Source organism: Streptomyces sp. NPDC048192 (assembly GCF_043202415.1).
GTDB lineage: Bacteria > Actinomycetota > Actinomycetes > Streptomycetales > Streptomycetaceae > Streptomyces.
On sequence record NZ_JBIDAL010000011.1, the window covers coordinates 248,485 to 265,955 of the forward strand.

At 69.6% G+C, this 17,471-nt stretch carries 22 protein-coding genes, 4 pseudogenes and 1 CRISPR repeat array; of the genes and pseudogenes, 18 read left to right on the forward strand and 8 right to left on the reverse strand.

Annotated features, from left to right (window positions below; all coding sequences use genetic code 11):
* The first annotated feature begins 34 nt into the window (after nucleotides 1-34).
* The 6 genes from ACGFZN_RS25205 (at nucleotide 35) to cas2e (ending at nucleotide 4,321) form a co-directional block, all read left to right on the forward strand.
* Nucleotides 35-904, forward strand: coding sequence for an alpha/beta fold hydrolase (locus ACGFZN_RS25205; protein WP_393860737.1), 870 nt, complete (start codon nucleotides 35-37; stop codon nucleotides 902-904).
* 76 nt (nucleotides 905-980) lie between these two features.
* Nucleotides 981-1,901, forward strand: coding sequence for an alpha/beta hydrolase (locus ACGFZN_RS25210; RefSeq protein ID WP_393860738.1), 921 nt, complete (start codon nucleotides 981-983; stop codon nucleotides 1,899-1,901).
* 398 nt (nucleotides 1,902-2,299) lie between these two features.
* A complete protein-coding gene (locus ACGFZN_RS25215) occupies nucleotides 2,300-2,464 on the forward strand; it encodes a hypothetical protein (protein WP_393860739.1) in 165 nt (54 codons plus the stop codon).
* Entirely contained in the window at nucleotides 2,464-3,021 is a 558-nt protein-coding gene (gene cas6e, locus ACGFZN_RS25220) for a type I-E CRISPR-associated protein Cas6/Cse3/CasE (protein WP_393860740.1), read from the forward strand. The genes ACGFZN_RS25215 and cas6e overlap by 1 nt, the downstream gene beginning before the upstream one ends.
* A 56-nt stretch (nucleotides 3,022-3,077) precedes the next feature.
* Nucleotides 3,078-4,004, forward strand: coding sequence for a type I-E CRISPR-associated endonuclease Cas1e (gene cas1e / locus ACGFZN_RS25225; RefSeq protein WP_393860795.1), 927 nt, complete (start codon nucleotides 3,078-3,080; stop codon nucleotides 4,002-4,004).
* Nucleotides 4,004-4,321, forward strand: a complete 318-nt coding sequence (gene cas2e, locus ACGFZN_RS25230) for a type I-E CRISPR-associated endoribonuclease Cas2e (protein ID WP_393860741.1) — start codon at nucleotides 4,004-4,006, stop codon at nucleotides 4,319-4,321. The genes cas1e and cas2e overlap by 1 nt, the downstream gene beginning before the upstream one ends.
* Nucleotides 4,322-4,338: 17 nt before the next feature.
* A CRISPR array of direct repeats spans nucleotides 4,339-5,343; the repeat unit is 29 nt; unit sequence GTCCTCCCCGCCGACGCGGGGGTGTTCCG.
* Between the two features lie 209 nt (nucleotides 5,344-5,552).
* Here the strand turns inward: cas2e and ACGFZN_RS25235 are convergent.
* The 3 genes and pseudogenes from ACGFZN_RS25235 to ACGFZN_RS25245 form a co-directional block, all read right to left on the reverse strand.
* A complete protein-coding gene (locus ACGFZN_RS25235; protein ID WP_393860742.1) occupies nucleotides 5,553-5,708 on the reverse strand; it encodes a hypothetical protein in 156 nt (51 codons plus the stop codon).
* A gap of 84 nt (nucleotides 5,709-5,792) precedes the next feature.
* Nucleotides 5,793-6,194 (reverse strand): annotated as a pseudogene (locus ACGFZN_RS25240) (SOS response-associated peptidase); the annotation flags it as partial.
* A 115-nt stretch (nucleotides 6,195-6,309) separates the two neighbouring features.
* Nucleotides 6,310-6,663 (reverse strand): annotated as a pseudogene (locus ACGFZN_RS25245) (transposase); the annotation flags it as partial.
* A 167-nt stretch (nucleotides 6,664-6,830) separates the two neighbouring features.
* Here ACGFZN_RS25245 and ACGFZN_RS25250 point away from each other — a divergent pair.
* From ACGFZN_RS25250 to ACGFZN_RS25275, 6 genes are all read left to right on the forward strand, one after another.
* Nucleotides 6,831-7,265 (forward strand): MarR family winged helix-turn-helix transcriptional regulator, encoded by a 435-nt coding sequence (locus ACGFZN_RS25250; protein ID WP_393860743.1) that lies wholly within the window; start codon nucleotides 6,831-6,833, stop codon nucleotides 7,263-7,265.
* Nucleotides 7,262-7,735 carry a hypothetical protein gene (locus ACGFZN_RS25255; RefSeq protein ID WP_393860744.1) on the forward strand — a complete coding sequence of 158 codons (474 nt, stop codon included), beginning with the start codon at nucleotides 7,262-7,264 and terminating at the stop codon, nucleotides 7,733-7,735. The genes ACGFZN_RS25250 and ACGFZN_RS25255 overlap by 4 nt, the downstream gene beginning before the upstream one ends.
* Nucleotides 7,736-8,076: 341 nt before the next feature.
* Nucleotides 8,077-8,460: a helix-turn-helix domain-containing protein gene (locus ACGFZN_RS25260; RefSeq protein WP_393860745.1), complete on the forward strand. Its 384-nt coding sequence runs from the start codon at nucleotides 8,077-8,079 to the stop codon at nucleotides 8,458-8,460.
* A gap of 100 nt (nucleotides 8,461-8,560) precedes the next feature.
* The gene (locus ACGFZN_RS25265) at nucleotides 8,561-9,940 is read left to right on the forward strand and encodes a DDE-type integrase/transposase/recombinase (RefSeq protein ID WP_393860746.1); all 1,380 of its coding nucleotides are present in this window, start codon (nucleotides 8,561-8,563) and stop codon (nucleotides 9,938-9,940) included.
* A complete protein-coding gene (locus ACGFZN_RS25270) occupies nucleotides 9,937-10,167 on the forward strand; it encodes a hypothetical protein (RefSeq protein ID WP_393860747.1) in 231 nt (76 codons plus the stop codon). The genes ACGFZN_RS25265 and ACGFZN_RS25270 overlap by 4 nt, the downstream gene beginning before the upstream one ends.
* A complete protein-coding gene (locus ACGFZN_RS25275) occupies nucleotides 10,164-10,976 on the forward strand; it encodes an ExeA family protein (protein WP_393860748.1) in 813 nt (270 codons plus the stop codon). Before ACGFZN_RS25270 ends, ACGFZN_RS25275 begins: the two co-directional genes overlap by 4 nt.
* 150 nt (nucleotides 10,977-11,126) lie before the next feature.
* Here the strand turns inward: ACGFZN_RS25275 and ACGFZN_RS25280 are convergent.
* Nucleotides 11,127-11,417, reverse strand: a pseudogene (locus ACGFZN_RS25280) (DDE endonuclease); the annotation flags it as partial.
* Between the two features lie 59 nt (nucleotides 11,418-11,476).
* On the opposite strand from ACGFZN_RS25280, the gene ACGFZN_RS25285 reads away from it, so the two are divergent.
* The 3 genes from ACGFZN_RS25285 (at nucleotide 11,477) to ACGFZN_RS25295 (ending at nucleotide 13,621) form a co-directional block, all read left to right on the forward strand.
* Complete coding sequence (locus tag ACGFZN_RS25285) at nucleotides 11,477-11,947, forward strand: transposase (RefSeq protein ID WP_393860749.1); 471 nt, start codon at nucleotides 11,477-11,479, stop codon at nucleotides 11,945-11,947.
* A gap of 193 nt (nucleotides 11,948-12,140) precedes the next feature.
* Entirely contained in the window at nucleotides 12,141-12,392 is a 252-nt protein-coding gene (locus tag ACGFZN_RS25290; protein ID WP_393860750.1) for a hypothetical protein, read from the forward strand.
* Nucleotides 12,393-12,898: 506 nt separating this feature from the next.
* Nucleotides 12,899-13,621 (forward strand): SMI1/KNR4 family protein, encoded by a 723-nt coding sequence (locus ACGFZN_RS25295; protein WP_393860751.1) that lies wholly within the window; start codon nucleotides 12,899-12,901, stop codon nucleotides 13,619-13,621.
* A gap of 53 nt (nucleotides 13,622-13,674) precedes the next feature.
* On the opposite strand, the pseudogene ACGFZN_RS25300 reads toward ACGFZN_RS25295, so the two are convergent.
* The 3 genes and pseudogenes from ACGFZN_RS25300 to ACGFZN_RS25310 form a co-directional block, all read right to left on the reverse strand.
* Nucleotides 13,675-14,037, reverse strand: a pseudogene (locus ACGFZN_RS25300) (transposase); the annotation flags it as partial.
* Nucleotides 14,038-14,049: 12 nt separating this feature from the next.
* Nucleotides 14,050-14,250 (reverse strand): hypothetical protein, encoded by a 201-nt coding sequence (locus ACGFZN_RS25305; RefSeq protein WP_393860752.1) that lies wholly within the window; start codon nucleotides 14,248-14,250, stop codon nucleotides 14,050-14,052.
* Entirely contained in the window at nucleotides 14,247-14,465 is a 219-nt protein-coding gene (locus tag ACGFZN_RS25310) for a LexA family protein (RefSeq protein ID WP_393860753.1), read from the reverse strand. Before ACGFZN_RS25310 ends, ACGFZN_RS25305 begins: the two co-directional genes overlap by 4 nt.
* 62 nt (nucleotides 14,466-14,527) lie before the next feature.
* On the opposite strand from ACGFZN_RS25310, the gene ACGFZN_RS25315 reads away from it, so the two are divergent.
* Nucleotides 14,528-14,857: a DUF6233 domain-containing protein gene (locus ACGFZN_RS25315; RefSeq protein WP_393860754.1), complete on the forward strand. Its 330-nt coding sequence runs from the start codon at nucleotides 14,528-14,530 to the stop codon at nucleotides 14,855-14,857.
* A 169-nt stretch (nucleotides 14,858-15,026) separates the two neighbouring features.
* Here ACGFZN_RS25315 and ACGFZN_RS25320 read toward each other — a convergent pair whose 3' ends face one another.
* A complete protein-coding gene (locus tag ACGFZN_RS25320; protein ID WP_393860755.1) occupies nucleotides 15,027-16,019 on the reverse strand; it encodes an ATP-dependent DNA ligase in 993 nt (330 codons plus the stop codon).
* 250 nt (nucleotides 16,020-16,269) lie between these two features.
* Here ACGFZN_RS25320 and ACGFZN_RS25325 point away from each other — a divergent pair, with 250 nt between their 5' ends.
* Both ACGFZN_RS25325 and ACGFZN_RS25330 read left to right on the forward strand, forming a co-directional pair.
* Nucleotides 16,270-16,428 carry a hypothetical protein gene (locus ACGFZN_RS25325; RefSeq protein ID WP_393860756.1) on the forward strand — a complete coding sequence of 53 codons (159 nt, stop codon included), beginning with the start codon at nucleotides 16,270-16,272 and terminating at the stop codon, nucleotides 16,426-16,428.
* 190 nt (nucleotides 16,429-16,618) lie between these two features.
* Nucleotides 16,619-17,293, forward strand: a complete 675-nt coding sequence (locus tag ACGFZN_RS25330) for a hypothetical protein (RefSeq protein ID WP_393860757.1) — start codon at nucleotides 16,619-16,621, stop codon at nucleotides 17,291-17,293.
* The last annotated feature ends 178 nt before the right edge of the window (nucleotides 17,294-17,471 follow it).

The following is a 17,471-nucleotide window of genomic DNA, read 5'->3' on the forward strand; positions in this document are numbered from 1 at the left end:
GTATCCGATAGTAACCGACTGGATGAGATGAGCGATGTTGACTGCCTACCTGGCGGACGCCCAAGCGCGGTACATCTCGGTGAACGACGTCCGCCTCGCGGTCGAGGTGGCGGGGGAGGGCCCCGCGGTCCTGCTGCTGCACGGTTTTCCGCACACGCGGGCGATCTGGTCCGAAGTCGCGCCGCTGCTGACGGCGGCCGGGCTTCGTGTCGTCGCGCCGGATCTACGCGGTCTGGGCGACAGCGACCGAGCGGCCGGCGGTTACCTGGCGACCGAGCTCGCCGGGGATCTGGTCGGGCTCCTCGACGCGCTTGACATCGACCGGGCGCACGTCGTCGGCATCGACCTCGGCACCGCACCGGCGTTCGCGCTGGCGGCGACCCACGCGCACCGCGTGTCCAGCCTGACGCTGAGTGAAGCGATGATCGGCACACTGCCCGGAGCCGAATCCTTCACGGCGAGCGGCGCCCCCTGGTGGTTCGGGCTCCACTCGGCTCCGGGCGGGTTCGCCGAGGACCTGCTGGAGGGACGGGAAGACCACTACATCCGGTTCTTCCTCGACGGCGGAAGCCGCCGCGGGCTCTCGGAGGCGCTGACCGCCCGGATCGTCGAGGCGTACCGTGGGCGGGAGTCCTTGCGGGCCGCTTTCGAGCATTACCGCGCGATGCCCGCGAACGCGGGCTGGATCTCCTCGTGGGTGACGCACAACGTGTTCACACTTCCGGTGCTCACGATCGGCGGAGGCGCAGTCGGCGAGTGCACCGCGCGTCAACTCGCCCCGTTTAGCGAGGACTTGACGGCTAGCCTGCTGCCCAACGCCGGCCACATCATTCCGATCGACGAGCCCGAAGAGTTTTCGGCACTGGTAGCGCAGCACGTCAAGTCGGCGGAGGCGCGATCATGACGAACAAGCGCACCGTCGTCCTCAGCCCGGTCGAACGTCCACACCGCACCGGCCTCGAAACCAGGCAGGCGACAGCATGACTGGTGAGCAACGCGAGCAGGTCCGCGAACTCAGGCGGAACTCGCCGCTCGACCTGGGTGGCGATCTCGACGTCCAACGGCCGCTGTTCGAACAGATCCTCAGCTCGCAACCGGTGCCCACCGACGCCATCGTCGAGAAGCTCGACCTGGCGGGTGTCGCCGCGCTGTCGGTCACGATCAGCGGTGCGCCGCAACCGGTCGGCACCGCGCTCTACTTCCACGGCGGCGCGTTCGCACTGGGTTCGGCGAACAGCTCCTTGGGCTTGGTGACCCAGATCGCCCGGCGATCGGGACTGCGGGTCGTCACCGTGGATTACCGGCTTGCGCCGGAGCACCCGGCACCGGCCGCGGCGACCGATGCCGCGACGTGTTATGAAGCGCTGCTGGACTCGGGTATCGGCGCCGACGAACTGATCGTGATCGGGGAGTCCGCCGGAGGCGGGGTGGCACTGAGACTGCTCACGTCACTGGTGGCGGGAAACCGGCCCGTACCGGCGGGCGCGGTGTTGCTGTCGCCCTGGATCGACTTGACCTTGTCCGGCGACTCGATGACAACGCGGGCGTCCGTAGACGTCGCGGTGAATCGGGAAGCGCTCGCCCGGCGCGTGCTCGACTACGCCGGCGAAGGTGCTACCGCGGCGCGGGAGCACAGCCCGCTGTTCGACGACCTGCACGGGTTGCCGCCCACTCTCCTGCAGGTCGGCACGCACGAAACACTGCTCGACGACTCCATCCGGCTCGCCTCCCGCCTGGCAGCCGCCGACGTCTCGGTCATCCTCGACATCACCGCGGAAGTGCCACACGTCTTCCAGGGCTTCGCGCCGATCCTGGACGAGGGCGCATTGGCGCTCGACCGCGCGGGCCAGTTCGTCCGAACCGCGCTGAAACAACCGGCACGCGATCTTCTGCCCGGCTGATCCCCGTCATGAGAACTTCCGCCGGCCACATGTCTCACGGCGACGAGCCAACCAGAAGGAGAGCATGACCGAAACGACCCGAGCCGTTGCGCGCGACGCACGGGGGCAGCCAGTACCAAGGTGATCTTCGCTGCGAGGGCGTGTTCTTGCTCGTGTCGCTGTCGGATCTCCAGCGGGAGCGCACTTCGTCGGCCAGGTCCTCGTCGACGCGCCGAAGGACGTCGTGCCGGCTCTGCAGGCGCTGCGCGATGAACAGGTGGAGTGCCGCGCGGTGGTGGACACCGTGGTGGCTCTGCACCGGTGACCGCACCACCGGTGCGGATGGATGCGCACTAGGGACTGTCCGGCGGGTTACCGCCGCAGCCATAGCCGGATAGCGGTGAGGGGGACCGACGCGGGTGGCTGAGCACCTGGTGATGGTGGCGGGGGTGGAGCACTGGCCCCGCCGGGCGGTGCGCGCCTACCGGGATGAGCGTCCGGGTCGTGGTTCGGCGCGGGCGGGAGGCCGGCCGAAGGGCAGCGGCGACCGGGTGCCCAGGGAGCAGCTGCACCAGCACGAGTGATGAAGCTATTTCCGGACAACCTTGGCGATGAAGCGCGCAAGCAACTCGGCATCCTTTTCCGGGCAGAAGAAACCCCCCAAGGATCCTATCTGCTCCTGCAGAGCCGCACCCGACCTGACGTGAACCTGCTCCCACCGGACTACGGTCAAGCAGACACCAGGCCACTCAACCCCCTGCTCGACGCACTCCGCCCCGGACTGCCAGTCCGCTACCGCATCGACGCCAACGCAGTACGCAAGCCCGGAAGAAAAACTCAAGAGCTCTACGGCCTCAAACCTGTTGTGGCGCTCACCGGTTCGGCTGCAGAGGAATGGTGGCGACGCCAAGCCGAACAATCAGGCCTGGAAGTCGACACGGTCCACGCCACGCGACTGATTGCAGCAAGTGGCCTAAAAGCTCAAGGTAAACAGCGTATCCACAACGCTCGGACCCGGTTCGAGGGCAACGCCCTCATCAGGGACCCCGATCTCTTGCGCCGTCGAGTCGAAGAAGGAATAGGCAGAGGCAAAGCCTACGGCTGCGGCCTCCTCAGCCTCGCCCCGGCCCCCGCCACGTGAGCGCGCCCAGACGGGGCGGCGACGCCCGCAAACGCCTCGCCGCCCCCACCCTGGCCATGCTGCCCCGCGTCGCGGACTGCCTGTCCTTCCTCTACATGGACATGGTCCGCATCGTCCAGGACGACACCGGCGTGTGCGCCCAGATCCCCACCGAGGACCGCCGCACCGACACCGTCTACATCCCCACCGCAGCCCTTACCTGCCTCCTGCTCGGCCCCGGCGTATCCATCACCACCCCAGCCCTGGCCACCCTCGCCCGCCACGGCACCAGCGTCGTCTGCACCGGCGCCGGCGTCGTGCGCACCTACGCCGCCATCCTGCCCGACTCCCTCACCACCCACTGGCTCGAACAGCAAGTCGCCGCCTGGAGCAACACCGAGCGCCGCCTTCAGACCGCCACCCGCATGTACGGCATCCGCTTCCACGACGACGTACCCCCCGGCACCACCCTCGCCCAGCTACGCGGCATGGAAGGCCAGCGGATGAAAGCCCTCTACCGCCTGCTGGCCCAACAACACGGCATCGGCCGCTTCCGCCGCAACTACCACCCCGACCAATGGCACGCCCAGGACCCCGTCAACCTCGCCCTGTCAGCCGCCAACACCTGCCTCTACGGCATCGTCCACGCCGCCCTGCTCGCCCTCGGCTGCTCACCCGCCCTCGGCTTCGTCCACACAGGCACCCAGCACGCCTTCGTCTACGACATCGCCGACCTCTACAAAGCCGACACCACCCTCCCCCTCGCCTTCGCCCTCCACCAATCCACCAACCCCGAACAAGAAGCACGCCGCCGCTTCCGCGAAGAACTCCGCCTCCTGCGCCTCCTGCCTCGCATCGTCAACGACATCCAGACACTGCTCACCCCCGGCGCCGAACCAAAAGACCGCTCCGAACGCAAAGACGCCGACATGGTCCACCTCTGGGACCCCCAAGCCGGCACCCTGCCCGCAGGCGTCAACTACGCCCTCGAAAGCGACAACTGATGCCGTCCATGGTCGTCATCGCCACCACCGCCGTCCCCGACCACCTACGCGGCGCCCTCACCCGCTGGACCAGCGAAGTAGTCCCCGGCATCTTCGTCGGCACCGTCTCCGCTAGAGTCCGTGACCAACTCTGGAACGCCGTCACCGACACCGTCACCGACGGCGCAGCCCTCCTCATCCACCCCGCCCCTAACGAACAGGGCTACGCCCTGCGCACCGCCGGCACCCCCCGACGCGTCCCCATGGATTTCGACGGCCTTACCCTTATCCGCATGACAGGACTACCGACGGCAAAGACATTGCAAAGCGGTCCTTGAGTCGCAGGTCAGGAAGTGTCCTCCCCGCCGACGCGGGGGTGTTCCGGTGCAGCAGGCCAAGGACGATCTGGCACGCGCGTCCTCCCCGCCGACGCGGGGGTGTTCCGTCGTACAAGGCCGACACGCAGCAGGTTATGGAGTCCTCCCCGCCGACGCGGGGGTGTTCCGGACGCCGAGCACCTGCTGAGCCTGGCCAACACGTCCTCCCCGCCGACGCGGGGGTGTTCCGAATGTGGAGCAGCCGGTAAGCCCAAACCGGGTGTCCTCCCCGCCGACGCGGGGGTGTTCCGCCAGGCAAACTGGGGGTCGGTCTCCCAACTGTGTCCTCCCCGCCGACGCGGGGGTGTTCCGCCCGACCGCGCGGCAGCGCTGCGCCCGCCGGGGTCCTCCCCGCCGACGCGGGGGTGTTCCGGCTCGACGTTCGTGCAGACGTACACGGTCACCGTCCTCCCCGCCGACGCGGGGGTGTTCCGGAGTTGAGGTCCGCGACCAGAACGTCCAGGCCGTCCTCCCCGCTGACGCGGGGGTGTTCCGCCGTTGACGACACGCAGCTGCGGCCGGCCGGCGTCCTCCCCGCCGACGCGGGGGTGTTCCGACGTCGATCTCGTCGTCCGGGCTGCGCGCCCTGTCCTCCCCGCCGACGCGGGGGTGTTTCGGCAATGAACCAGGCCAACACCAGCACGGAAAAGTCCTCCCCGCCGACGCGGGGGTGTTCCGAGCAGCGTGTCCGGGCTGAAGAACTCGATCACGTCCTCCCCGCCGACGCGGGGGTGTTCCGCACAGTGGGCGATCACCGACCAGTACACCGTCGTCCTCCCCGTTGACGCGGGGGTGTTCCGCAGTACGGTGCCCGCACCGGCCGCTTCTCCTGGTCCTCCCCGCCGACGCGGGGGTGTTCCGAAGGGTAACCAGAAGTTCGGTGCCGTCGACCTGTCCTCCCCGCCGGCGCGGGGGTGTTCCGATCGAGGTCAACTCGACCTCGCGCGGTGTCATGTCCTCCCCGCCGACACGGGGGTGTTCCGCCGATCGCCCGCGTGCTCGGCCTCTATGCGGAGCGGGTGATCACGCCGCGCGGCTCACCCGCCCTGGCGGTCCTGGAGCTGATGACCGCGCTGCGCCCGCCCACCCGCCCGGTCCGGGATCAGGCGACGGGAACTGGGTGCCTGTCCCAAACCCCGGCTCTGCTCGGAACAGAGCCGGTAGACTCGGCTCCCCCGGAAGCCGGCCCCGATCATCCGTGGTCGTCGAGGCCGGGTGGGATGGCGGCTTCCTTGACCTGCCGAGCGATGAGGACCGCCGCCTGCCGTTCGCGGTGGGCGTGGAGGTGAACGCACCGCTCCTTGCGGCCGCCTCCCGGCTGCCGGTGGGCCTGTCGGCGTCCGAACATGTCATGGACCCTGCGCGTGTGCGGAGTCGCCCCGCCCCCGCCGCGCAGCGGCCGGTGGCGTGCGCCTGCGCGGCCGGGTTGTTCCTACGGGCTGACCGGATCGAGGGGGTGGGGGCCGTTGTTGCGGACGTCGTTGACGGCCGCGGAGACCGGGCGTGCGTCGAGGCGGCCGTCGGCGGGCTGGCCGAGGAGAGCGCGCAGGTGGTCGGGGTCTTGGTGTGCGGGGTCGAGCCAGGCTTCGTAGTGGTCCTCGGTGAGCGCCAGTGGCATGCGCGGGTGTACGCGGCCGGCTGCGTCGGTGGCCTCGGTGGTGATGATGGTGCAGGTCATCAGCCAGGCGGCCGGGTCGTCGTCCTGGGGGACGGCAGGGTCGCGCCAGTACTCGTACAAGCCGGCGAGCGCCATCACCTGATCGTCTTCGGGGTGGATGAAGTACGGCTGCTTGCGCGCCTTGCCGGTGGCCGGGTCTGTACCGGGCTGCCACTCCTAGTAGTGCTTGGTCAGGTTGATATCGGTTCTGGCATGTTGCGGTGACAGGTGGGGCAGGCGCCGGTCCAGACCGCGAGGAGTAACTGCAGTTCGCGGGCGACCTTGTAGAGGCTCAGGCCGACGCCGTCTCTTTTGGGGACCGGGTGATGCGCTGGAGGGTGCAGAAGGCGTGCGCGACGGAGACCAGGGTGACGTGGTGGTGCCAGCCGCGCCAGGTGCGGCCTTCGAAGTGGGCCAGGCCCAGGGCCTGCTTCATCTCGCGATAGTCGTGCTCGATGCGCCAGCGCAGTTTCGCGGTGCGCACGAGGGTGGCCAGCGGGGTGTCGGCGGGCAGGTTGGACAGCCAGAACTGCACGGGTTCGGGCTCGGTGGCGGGCCATTCGGTCAGCAGCCAGCGCACCGGCAGCTCCGGGCCATCGGCGGCTTTTCGGATCTCGCGTCCGGCGGGCCTGATCCGCAGGGCCACGTGTTGATTGCCACTCGCGATGAGGACGTAGAGCTCCGGATCTGCCACTCAGGATGATGCTGTGGGCTTCGTCGGCTTCCCTGGATTGATCTTCGGGGTGCTGAGCGGCACCGTGATGATGGCGGCAGTCTTGCCGACGCTTCTCCGATATCGTAGTATCCGAAAGCATGAAGTCCGATTCCGCATCACCGGGTCGCTCGGCTCTGCTTGCGTTGCAGCGCGCGACCCACGCCACCTTGCAACTGATCGCCACCGAACTCGTCGACCTTGACCTGACCGCCTCCGAGATCAACGCGCTGGCCAACCTCGCCGACGACCGGGGCCGCACCGTGTCCCAGCTTGGTGCGGCGGTCGGTGCCCGCCCCACCACGTTGACCAGCGTGCTGGACCGGCTGGAGCGCCGCGGCCACATCACCCGCGGCACGCGCGCCGGAGACCGTCGCTCCGTGCTGATCGAACTCACCGATTCCGGGCGCGCGGCGGCCGCCGTCATCACCCAGACCCTGACCGAGGTCGAAAACCGCGCACTGGACGGCTTGCCCGCCGAGGCAGTCACCGGCTTCTACGCCGTTCTGGACGCCCTGGTGAAGGAGGGGTCATGACCGCACACGACCACGGCCCGCACTCCGGGCATGCGACACATCACGCCGGCCACGGCGCGGTGGAGGAGTCCTCGCCGTTCGCCGTGCTGATGGCGGAAGTGATGGCGAGCGCCGAGCGGTTCGGTCACCGCCAGCACGTCCAGCTGACCTGGCTGGCTGTCCGGCGGCATGGCACCGAGGCGGCGGTGGACCTGGTCAGCGACGGCATCCAGCAGACCGCCCGCTACGCGGGTGCACCGCAGAAGTACAACGCCACCGTCAGCCGGGCCTGGGTCGAACTGGTGGGCCACCATGCCGGGCAGGCGGACACCGCCGACTTCGACGCCTTCGCCGACCAGCACCCCGCGTTGCTCGACAAGAAGCTGCTCACCCGCTTCTACCGGTCTTCGACGCTGGCCGGCGACCCGGCCAGGGCCGGCTGGGTCGAACCGGACCTGGCTGCGTTCCCCTGGCGGCAAGCCGGAGCGTGAGCCGGGGCTCAACTCATCGGCCCCGTCTGTCGGCCTGGCCGGCCTGCGGGGGCTGGAGCTCGCATACAGGATCGGCAACGGCCCTCCCGTCTCGACTGACAGCGACGCCGGGAGGGCCGTTCGGCGCGCGGAGGCGCTCTTGATGACGGTGGGGGGCGGTGTCATCGGTTGTCGAACGGCGGCTGGTGGCAGGCGAGTTGTCCTGCCCGGATTGTGGCGGAACGCTGGCGAGGTGGGGCTGGGGCCGACCGCGCCGGCTGCGGGGCCGGTCCGGGATGGTGGAGGTGCGTCCGCGGCGGGCCAGGTGCCGGTCCTGCGAGGAGACGCACATCCTGCTCCCGGTGGTGTCGCTGGTCAGACGCGCGGACGTGGTCGAGGTCATCGGGGCCGGGCTGGAGCTGGCCGCAGCCGGGTGGGGAGCGCGGCGGATCGCCGAGCAGCTGGACAGGCCGACGACGACGGTCCGTGGGTGGCTGCGGTGCTGGTCGCGCCGGGCGGGCCAAACCGCTGCGGTGTTCACCGCGTGGCTGGTCGCGCTGGCGGACGACCCGGCCTCCGTGATGCCGGCTCCGGTGGGTTCGGTGATCGCGGACGCGGTCTGCGCGGTGACGGGGTTCGCGTTCGCGGCCCGGGCCAGGCTCGGGATGTTGAAGGTGCCTACCTGGTTGCTGGTGTCGGCGGCCTGTCACGGCCGGCTGTTGGCGCCGGGCTGGCCGCGTGTCTGACCTTTGAAACGATCAACACGAGCTGGCCCTGACGGAAGCGGTGGGCCCGGTTCCATCCTGGCGGCTGGCATGTCCCCAACCGCTCATGAGAGGGCGTCGGATGGCGTTGGTCGATGAGGAGGAGCGACGGCGGGCCGAGCGGGCCCACCAGGTCGCTTTGTTCCGTTACCAGTTGATCCGTGAGGCGGCCGATGCTGCCCTGAGCCCGCGGCAGCGCGGGGCGATGGTCCGGGCGATCGCCGCCCGAGTGCACACGGATCCGTTCGGGAAGCCGGTCAGGATCACGCGCGGGACGGTGGACCGCTGGCTCAAGCTCTGGCGCGAGGGCGGCTTCGACGCTCTGCTGCCCCCGACGAGGCAGGTCACTCCGCGCACGCCGGAGGAGGTGCTGGACCTGGCGGCCGCGCTCAAGCGGGAGAACCCGACCCGCTCGACCGCGCAGGTGGTGCGGATCCTGCAGCAGCACCTGGGCTGGGGGCCGTCCTACCGGACGGTCCATAGGCACCTTCAACGGCTGGAGCTGCTGACCCGCCCGGACGGGCAACCGCCGGAGGCCTTCGGCCGGTTCGAGGCAAGGCGCCCGAACGAACTCTGGGTCGGAGACGCACTGCACGGGCCGAAAATCGCAGGCCACAAGGCCTACCTCTTCGCCTTCGTGGACGACCATTCGCGGGCCGTGGTCGGCCACCGCTGGGGCGGGGCCGAGGACAGCGTCCGCCTCGCGGCCGCGCTCCGGCCGGCGCTCGCGGCCCGCGGCGTCCCCGAAGGCGTCTACGTCGACAATGGGTCCGCGTTCGTGGACTCCGCCCTGCTCAGGGCATGCGCAAGGCTAGGGATCAAGCTGATCCACTCCACCCCGGGGCGCCCGCAGGGCAGGGGAAAAATCGAACGATTCTTCCGCACTGTCCGGGAGCAGTTCCTGGTCGAGGTCGACACCGACAAGGTCGCCGACCTGCCGACTCTCAATCGCCTCTTCACTGCCTGGATCGAGCAGGTGTATCACCGGCGGGTCCACTCCGAGACCGGGATGCAGCCGCTGGAACGCTGGCTGGCCGGGGCACCGTTCCCCACACCGACGCCGGAGGATCTGCGGGAGGCTTTCCGCTGGTCCGAGCTCCGCCGCGTCGCCAAGACCGCGACGGTCTCCCTGCAGAACAACACCTACAACGTCGACGCGTCGCTGGTCGGGCGGCAGGTCGAGCTGGTCTTCGACCCCTTCGATCTAACCGATGTCGACGTCCGATTCGGCGGCCGCTCGTTCGGCAAGGCGACTCCACACCTGATCACCCGGCACGCGCACCAAAAGGCCAAGCCCGAGACCCCGGCCGCCCCGCCGCCGGCACCGACCGGGATCGACTACCTCCGCCTGATCGACACCGAACGCACAAAGGAACTCGGACAGCGAATCAACTACGAGGTGTTCCTGCCCGGCCAGGACCAGCCCACCCCCGCGGCCGACCTGAGCGAGGAAGGCCCGTGACCAGCCAGAACCCGGTTCAGGACCGATTGGATGAGCTCTGGGACACCGAGACCACGGCGCGGCGTCTGCTGGAGCGGACCCTGCACCTGGCCGGCCGCCGGCTCGAGCACCAGCGCGACGGCGGGCCCGCCCTGCAGCTGGCGGTCCGCTTCCACCGCCGGGCCACCCTGGCCGCGGCCGAACACGACGACACCATCGCCTACTTGCACAGGATGGACGGACGTTGATCGACAAACTGACCGCGCACTGGGGCTTCACCCGGATGCCGTTCGGCAAGGACCTGGCCCCGTCGATGCTGCACCGGCACTCCTCCCACGCGCAGGCCGTCGCCCGGATCACCTGGTGCATCAGCGAGCGGGCGCTGGGCGTGATCACGGGCGAGGTCGGCGCGGGCAAGACCGTGGCGATCCGCGCGTCCCTGGAGCAGGTGGACCGCTCCCGCCACAAGGTCATCTATCTGGCCAACCCCGCCGTCGGCGTCGCCGGGATCCACCACGCGATCGTCACCGCGCTCGGCGGCGTCCCCAAGCCGCACAAGTCCACCCTGATCCCGCAGGCCAGCGACCTGCTCGCGACCGAGAACAACGAACGCGGCCGTGTCCCCGTCCTGATCATCGAGGAAGCCCACCTGCTCGACCACGAGCAGCTGGAGGCGATCCGCATGCTGACCAACACCGAAATGGACTCCAAGAGCCCCCTGGCCTGCCTGCTGATCGGCCAACCGACCCTGCGGCACAAGATCAAGCTCGGCGTCCTGGCAGCGCTGGACCAGCGGATCCAGATCCGCTACAACCTGCCCCCGATGAGCATCGAGGAGACCGCGTCCTACATGGTCCACCACCTTCAACTCGCCGGCCGCACCGACACCCTGTTCACCGACGACGCGGTCACCCTCATCCACGACAGCGCCCGCGGCTATCCCAGAGCCGTCAACAACCTCGCCGTCCAGGCCCTGCTCTCCGCCTACGCCGAAGGCAAACCCATCGTCGACGAGACCAGCGCACGCGCCGCCGTCGCCGAAGTCACCGAGGAATGATGACCGCGCCCACCCTGGGCACCATCAGCACCCCAGTGACACCATGAAGATCAAAAAGCCCGCTGGACCCCCACCAGCGGGCTCTCTTCATCCCCGGACATCACCATCGTGAGTGGCAAACCCATCACGATTCTCAACGGCACCCAACACATAGGGCGGGAGGCGGACGGTGGTGAGCCAGTCGTGCTCGGCCTCGTACCTTTTCAGCCCGACCGCCAGGTGAGTGTTGAGATTGTCCCAGACCACCACGATCGGGCCGCCGAGCAGGATGTGTGCACGGACGAGCAGGTCGCGGTAGTCCTGCCAGGAGAAGCTTTTGCGTGCGCCTTTGAGGAGTAGGTGGTTGCGGGGCCGGTGGATGAGACGGCTTTCCACGCCTGGTTTGTAGCAGCACAGGGCGGCGACCGAGGTCCTGCGGCGGGAGCGGCCTCTCACTCGGATGACGGGGGTGTGTCCGCGCCCGCACCTGGTCCCGCCGCGGCCGCACCCCTGTGGTCCGCGTGCGGGGCCGCTCCCGCCGCCGCTCATCCGTCGCCGCCCTGGCCTGCTACAAACCCGGCGAACGCTCCCGTCTGATCTACCAGCCCTGCCCGGACACCCGGCCCGACGGACGCAAGAGCTTCTCCTGGAAGGACTACCGCGACCTGATCCAGACCGCGCACCAGCAGCTCGGCGGCCCGATCGTGCTGGTCTGGGACAACTTGAACACCCACCTGACCGCCGGGACGCGTCGGTACATCGCCGAGCGGGACTGGCTCACCGTCTTCCAACTCCCGCCCTATGCGCCGGACCTCAACCCGGTCGAGGGCATCTGGTCGGTGCTGCGGCGCACCACCACGGCGAACCGCGCGTTCGCCGACCCGCACGACCTGATCACCGCCATCCGGCGAGGCTTACGCCAGCTCCAGTACCGCCACGATGTCCTCGACGGCTGCCTCACCGGCACCGGACTCATTCCCGCCCCACCATGACGACATCACGCTTTGAAGGTCAGTAAGGAGCTGTTCGACAAGGGCCTGAATCCTTACGGGGAGCGGATGCGGCTCGTCGAGGTCACCGCGGTACTCGCCGACAGCGCCCCTTGCCACCTGGTGGGAGGTCGCGGCGTACGGTGGCCGGCTCGAGGGCGACCTTGACGACGACCGCGGGGGGCGGTTCTTCCGGTTGGACGACGCCCGGAACGAGTACCGGCGCCACGAGTACCAGTCGGAGCCGTACCGGCCGCGCCGCCAGCGGAGGACCGGTGCGATGCCGTGCCCGGCCGACGGGGCGAAGCACTGCGACAACTGCGGGGCGACGTCGACGGTCGGCGGCTGGATCGTGGCGTCACTCGGCCTGGCCTGCGACGTGGATTGCTATGACGCGATGTCCGACAGCACCGGGGCTCACGCCCTGCAGTACCACACCGCGCAGTAAAAACCTGGCGTTGGCCAGCGTGAGCGCTGTGCGAAAGAGTGGGCGGGGCGGAACCGATGCTAGCGGCTCCGCCCCGCTCAAGTATCAGCCCAGGAGGGGCACTGTGGGAAAGAACAAGCGGCGCATCACAGAACCGGCGCACGGGCCGGGGGTCCACTCAACGGCACCGGTGACGCGGATGCGAGCCCAGTCCGCGAAGCTGCTCGACCACCCCGTGATCATCCTCGTTCAGCCCGAGACGGTGGCGATCACCGCGGCCAGCGGGGAGCTGCTGTCGGCAGACGCCACGGAGACCGCGGTGAAGGCGGCTGGGGGCCAGACGCTTGCGCTGCCGCCGGACTTCTCCCGAGCGCCGGCCGGGGGCTGGGAGGGGAGGCTGACGCTCGGTACCGACGAGACATCTCATGTCGTCGGTGGGCCAAGTCGCGCTGCGAACGATCACGAGGCTGGGCCGCTCGTGCCTCCCGCACGGTCGGGTGGTCGAGACAGGCGGTAGCGTCCTCGGCATGCTGGACGGCCTTGACGTGTCGGTGGTGCTGCGAGGCGGGGTGCAAACTCGCTCGCAAGCGTGGGACTTCGTGCGCTGGTACGCCGACGCATGGACGGGGTGCCCCCTGCGGTTCGAAGCCGGATGTGGCGAGGACGAGTTGGTGGCTGCGGAGGCTGATCTGGGCTTCGAGCTTCCGGCTGCCCTGCGTGAGGGTTTTGCGCTCTTCGGCCGACGGGACGACCTGACCCGACAGCAGGACCCTCTGGTCCGGCCGACTGAGCTCTACGTCGATGACGCCTTGAACGGTGTTCTGATCTTCCGGCGCGAGAACCAGGACTGCGCGTACTGGGGGATTCCGCTGGACGAGATCGAGCAGGAGGATCCGCCGGTGGTGGTGGAATCACACGAGGGCTGGATTCCCTTCCTAGATCGGATGTCCTTGGCCTGGGTGGAACTCGTCCTGAGCGAGTCGCTCTTCGGGGCCCACAGCCTCTACGACGCCTGCGAGCTCCCGGACGCGCTGATACCGAACCTTCACGCTCGCTATGCGCGGGTGGACCTGCCTGACCATCCCATGTGGGCGAGCAAGGACGACTCGCCGGTGCGCTGGTATGCGGCTCCGGGCCGGCTGGTACGCCGGGACGGCATCGAGGACCAGTCCTGGATTCACGCGCGTGGACGCACGCCTGCCGATCTCGAAACCATTCGTGCAGAGCTCCCTGGGCCGTGGGTCTGCTGACCGCGCGCTCGTCAACGACGGGGGCTGGTGTTTCGTGCAGGTCGAACAGGTCGCTATGCGGCCAGCGCGAGCGAACGCCCGAAAGCACGCTCGGGGTCGTAAAGGGTGCGCGCTTGCAGGCAGTGGTAGAGGCAGCCCAGGAGCTTGTTGAACAGGTTTCGCAGGGCCGCGGTGTGCCGTTCACCGGTGTCCCGGCGGCGGTCGTAGTGGCTGCGTGGCTCTGCCGATCGCAGGGCAGCGAAGGCCCACATGTAGCCGACGGCGGCCAGACGCCGGTTCTTGACGGTACGAGCGACCACCACGCGGCTACGGCCTGATGCCCGCGTCACCGGTGCTGCACCGGCGTAGGCCTTGAGGGCCTTGGCATCGGTGAAACGCGTGCGGTCGTCGCCGATCTCGGCCAGCACCCGCGCACCGGACACAGACGCTCACTGGCCGTCGGGCCAGCTCGTCAACAGCTTGCCGGTCTTCTCGTCGGTGACGGTGACCCGCGGCTCGGGCATGCTGCCGTACTCGTCGATCCAGCGCCCGAACTTGTCCCGCGCGGTCGCTGCGCTCTCCCACCAGCCGTGCTGCACGGGCCGGCCGCCAGTGGTGAGGAGCAGGTGGTAGCGGCCGGCGCTGGTCATGCGAGGCGGATCCCTCTGGATTGGTGGGGCTCGCGGACGATGGCGCCCTTCGTCTCCAGCTCGACCAGCTGGTAGTGCACGGACGCCCGGGAGCGCATGCCGACGGCCTCGCCGATCTCGGCGACGGTCGGCGCCTCGCCGCGGTCGAGGATGGCCTGTCGGATGCAGCGCAGGATGCGCTCCTGGGCGTCGGTGAGGTGGTCTACGCGGTGCATACTCGGATTGGAGCATGTGTTCGAATTCTTGGGCAAGCGGAGACACGCGGAAGGAGCAGCAGGTGGACGACCGGATGTCCCGGCTCGACGCGCTCCGCTTCGCACGCCGCGTCCTCGAGCAGCACACCGCCCGCCAGCTCGCCGCCATCGACCAGTGGATCGCCGACGAAGAACGCCGCGAGACCGAGCAGCGCCAGGGCGAGGAGAACCGGCCGCCGGCGCCCGACTGGCTGCTGGAGGTCGGCCTGAACCGCGACCACGCCGTCTACGTGCACCGTGGCGACTGCTGGAACGCAGGCAAACGCAGCCGCGGCATGGAGGAAGCCGAGGCCCGCCAGGCGCTCGCGAACGGCGTCCCAGCGTGCCCGCACTGCCGACCGGACGCCGGCTGACCTACGACGCAGGCCCCCTGCGCGCAGTGCAGAGGGCCTGGCGTGGAGCTGTTTGCTCAACCCCGCTCTGTACGCGTAGCCACCACTACCAAGGTGAAACCCGCTGTCACCTGGGTGCGGCCGCAAAGGTGCGAGCTACTGGGCGCCAGGCGGCGGGCTGCCGGGGGCATCAGCCCTGGAATAGCGGCACATCGTCCACGACGAGGTCGCTGCGGATACGGACGTACCGGACGGGATGCCGCCACCGGCCTTCGTCGACCGCTGTGTCGGCGAGTACCTCGGCGACCAGGTCGGGCTGGACCGTGGTGAAGTCCAGGTCACCGCGGCCCCAGCCAGCGGAGAACCGCACTCCGTGCCATGGATGACCGGGTCCGCCTGGGCGCAGCAGGGCCCCGACGTCCCGGCGCGCCACGATCGGCAGCGGCGAGGTGCGCGCGACGAGCCGGAGGCGGCCGACCAGGTCGTAGCGGCCCAGCAGCAAGGTGGCCGGCACCTGCACGCTGCCTGTGATGCCGCCGATCACGCCTTCTGCTGTCTCTCTGGCCCGAACCTTGATCCAGCCTCGGCGGCCGGCCCAGTACGGCTGGGCGAGCCCTTTCACCACGACGCCCTCGATGCCGGCGGCGCCCCACGCCGGATCGAGCCAGTCCTCGCCCACGGTCCGGTCGGCCGTAGCCGGGCAGAGGGTGAACGGCGGGATGAGGACGCCATCGGCGAAGAGGCCCTCGAGGATCGCGCGGCGCTCGCGATAGGGCCGGTCCAGCAGGGTGTTCCCGCCGACCTCGAGGACGTCGAACACGATCAGGTGCGCCGGCTGCTCGGCAGCGGCCTGCGCCGCACCGCGGCCACGGCGCCGTGCCCGGGTCTGCAGGGCCCCGAAGTGCAGACGCCCGTCATGGACGACGACCAGCTCACCGTCGAGGACCAAGGGCTGGCCGAGGGCGAGCGCGGCGGCGGCCAGGTCGGGGAAAGCGGGGGTGAGGTCGGCGCCGTTGCGGGACTGGAGGAAGGCGTGGCCGGGCCGGGCGAAAAGAATCGTCCGATACCCGTCGGGCTTCTGCTCGTACGCGAGGCCACCCGGGAGGGCCCGGTCCGGCGGCAGCACGGACCAGGCCTCGGCGAGCATCGGCTCAATCGGCGGTGTCAGGGCCACAACCCACATGTACGCGCTGCTCACGAGGACCGCACGCGGACTCAGAGCGACGGCTCAGGCGACCGCCGCTGCCCGGGCAGGAAGCTACGGGTTCCGGAGGTGTCCCTAGCCAATCTGCCCGGGCTTCAACAAGGCCCCGCATCGATGCGTCGTAGTAGGACCCATAGGAATCCGGAGCCCATAGCGGATGGCTTAGGCGGCGTCTACCTCTTCAGGTCCATCCTGGCCTCCGTAACGAGCCACGAGGCAACGCTTGAAGGTGTCCACGTCGTCGTTCATGACCGCGGTCAAACCCCTGCACCTCGGCGTGCGCGTGCGCACCGTGACCGGTGTCCCCGGTCCGTTCGTGACCGGACTCCTGCCCGGCTGCGATCTGCCGCCGACAGCGCTCTTCCACCGCGCGCGTCTCCTCGGCTGATCCGTGTCGGGGCCCGGCACACCTGCCGGGCCCGCCGCATCGCACCGTGTCTGCTCGCCGGACCGGACTTGACGGACTTGCCCGCCGATGCGGCACGGTGCGTTCCACCGGGCCGGGGGAGCGGTGACCACCCCCGGTTCTCCCGGCCCGCCACCACCCCAACCCCACCTGACTGACGTGGAGTTACCTCATGTCCATAGCCCCGCTCGCGGTCGTGCTGCCCGCATCCCCGGTTCCGGCTCGCGCCGGCAACGCCAACGTCCGCGCCTGGCTCGCGCAGAACATCCACCCCGCCAGCCACCAGGCGCTCACCGCCGCTCCCGGCACCGGCTGCGGCACCTGCCTGTTCGCCTACCGCATCCCCTTGCCCGCCCCCCACCGAGAGGGCGCCACACGCGAGCACGTCAAGTGCTCCAAGGCCCCCGTCAGCCGCCGCGGACGCCAGGGCATCGACCTGCGCCCCGACACCCCCGCCTGCACCCTCCACTGCACCTACACCGACTGGCCGTTGGACCCCGAAGGCCACGACCAGAGCGCCGTCGACGCGATCGGCCACGGTCAGGATCACCCCGACGAGCGGGGGGTCTACGCGGTGTACCGGATCTTCGGCATCGACCTCGAGCACCAGCGCGCCTGGGTCGAACACCTCGCCGAGATGGTCCCAGGCGCCTTGGCCCCCGGCCATACACCGCGCACACCGCGGGGGCAGCGCTCACGCCCGGACAAGCCCCACCTGTACCGCTTCTGGACCGACCTGTCACGGCTGCACTCCGCAGTGATCCAGCATCCCACCGGCGCCGGTACCTGCGTTCACCAGCTCGTCCGCAACGGACGCCTGACGGGTTCTGCGCAGCCAGCCCGGTAACCGAAGGACACAGCATGGGACCTGGGGGAGCGTGTTTCCCTCATCCTTCGCGCCCCTCAAAGGGCGGAGGCTGCGCCCCTCCCACACGGCCGGCGGCCCGCCCCGCACCTGCGGTGGCGGGCCCGTGTCCGCGCCGTTGCCCTGCGCCGCCGCGTGCTGTTGCGCGCCTTGCCACCGC

Excerpts from the sequence above, each read along its gene's own strand:
- cas1e (WP_393860795.1), top strand. The coding sequence starts at position 3,078 with ATGCTGCCCCGCGTCGCGGACTGCCTGTCCTTCCTCTACATGGACATG.
- cas6e (WP_393860740.1), top strand. The coding sequence starts at position 2,464 with ATGAAGCTATTTCCGGACAACCTTGGCGATGAAGCGCGCAAGCAACTC.
- ACGFZN_RS25235 (WP_393860742.1), bottom strand. The coding sequence starts at position 5,708 with ATGTTCGGACGCCGACAGGCCCACCGGCAGCCGGGAGGCGGCCGCAAG.
- ACGFZN_RS25295 (WP_393860751.1), top strand. The coding sequence starts at position 12,899 with ATGCTGGACGGCCTTGACGTGTCGGTGGTGCTGCGAGGCGGGGTGCAA.
- ACGFZN_RS25250 (WP_393860743.1), top strand. The coding sequence starts at position 6,831 with ATGAAGTCCGATTCCGCATCACCGGGTCGCTCGGCTCTGCTTGCGTTG.
- ACGFZN_RS25255 (WP_393860744.1), top strand. The coding sequence starts at position 7,262 with ATGACCGCACACGACCACGGCCCGCACTCCGGGCATGCGACACATCAC.
- ACGFZN_RS25265 (WP_393860746.1), top strand. The coding sequence starts at position 8,561 with ATGGCGTTGGTCGATGAGGAGGAGCGACGGCGGGCCGAGCGGGCCCAC.
- ACGFZN_RS25310 (WP_393860753.1), bottom strand. The coding sequence starts at position 14,465 with ATGCACCGCGTAGACCACCTCACCGACGCCCAGGAGCGCATCCTGCGC.
- ACGFZN_RS25320 (WP_393860755.1), bottom strand. The coding sequence starts at position 16,019 with ATGTGGGTTGTGGCCCTGACACCGCCGATTGAGCCGATGCTCGCCGAG.
- ACGFZN_RS25305 (WP_393860752.1), bottom strand. The coding sequence starts at position 14,250 with ATGACCAGCGCCGGCCGCTACCACCTGCTCCTCACCACTGGCGGCCGG.
- ACGFZN_RS25205 (WP_393860737.1), top strand. The coding sequence starts at position 35 with ATGTTGACTGCCTACCTGGCGGACGCCCAAGCGCGGTACATCTCGGTG.
- ACGFZN_RS25330 (WP_393860757.1), top strand. The coding sequence starts at position 16,619 with ATGTCCATAGCCCCGCTCGCGGTCGTGCTGCCCGCATCCCCGGTTCCG.
- ACGFZN_RS25210 (WP_393860738.1), top strand. The coding sequence starts at position 981 with ATGACTGGTGAGCAACGCGAGCAGGTCCGCGAACTCAGGCGGAACTCG.
- cas2e (WP_393860741.1), top strand. The coding sequence starts at position 4,004 with ATGCCGTCCATGGTCGTCATCGCCACCACCGCCGTCCCCGACCACCTA.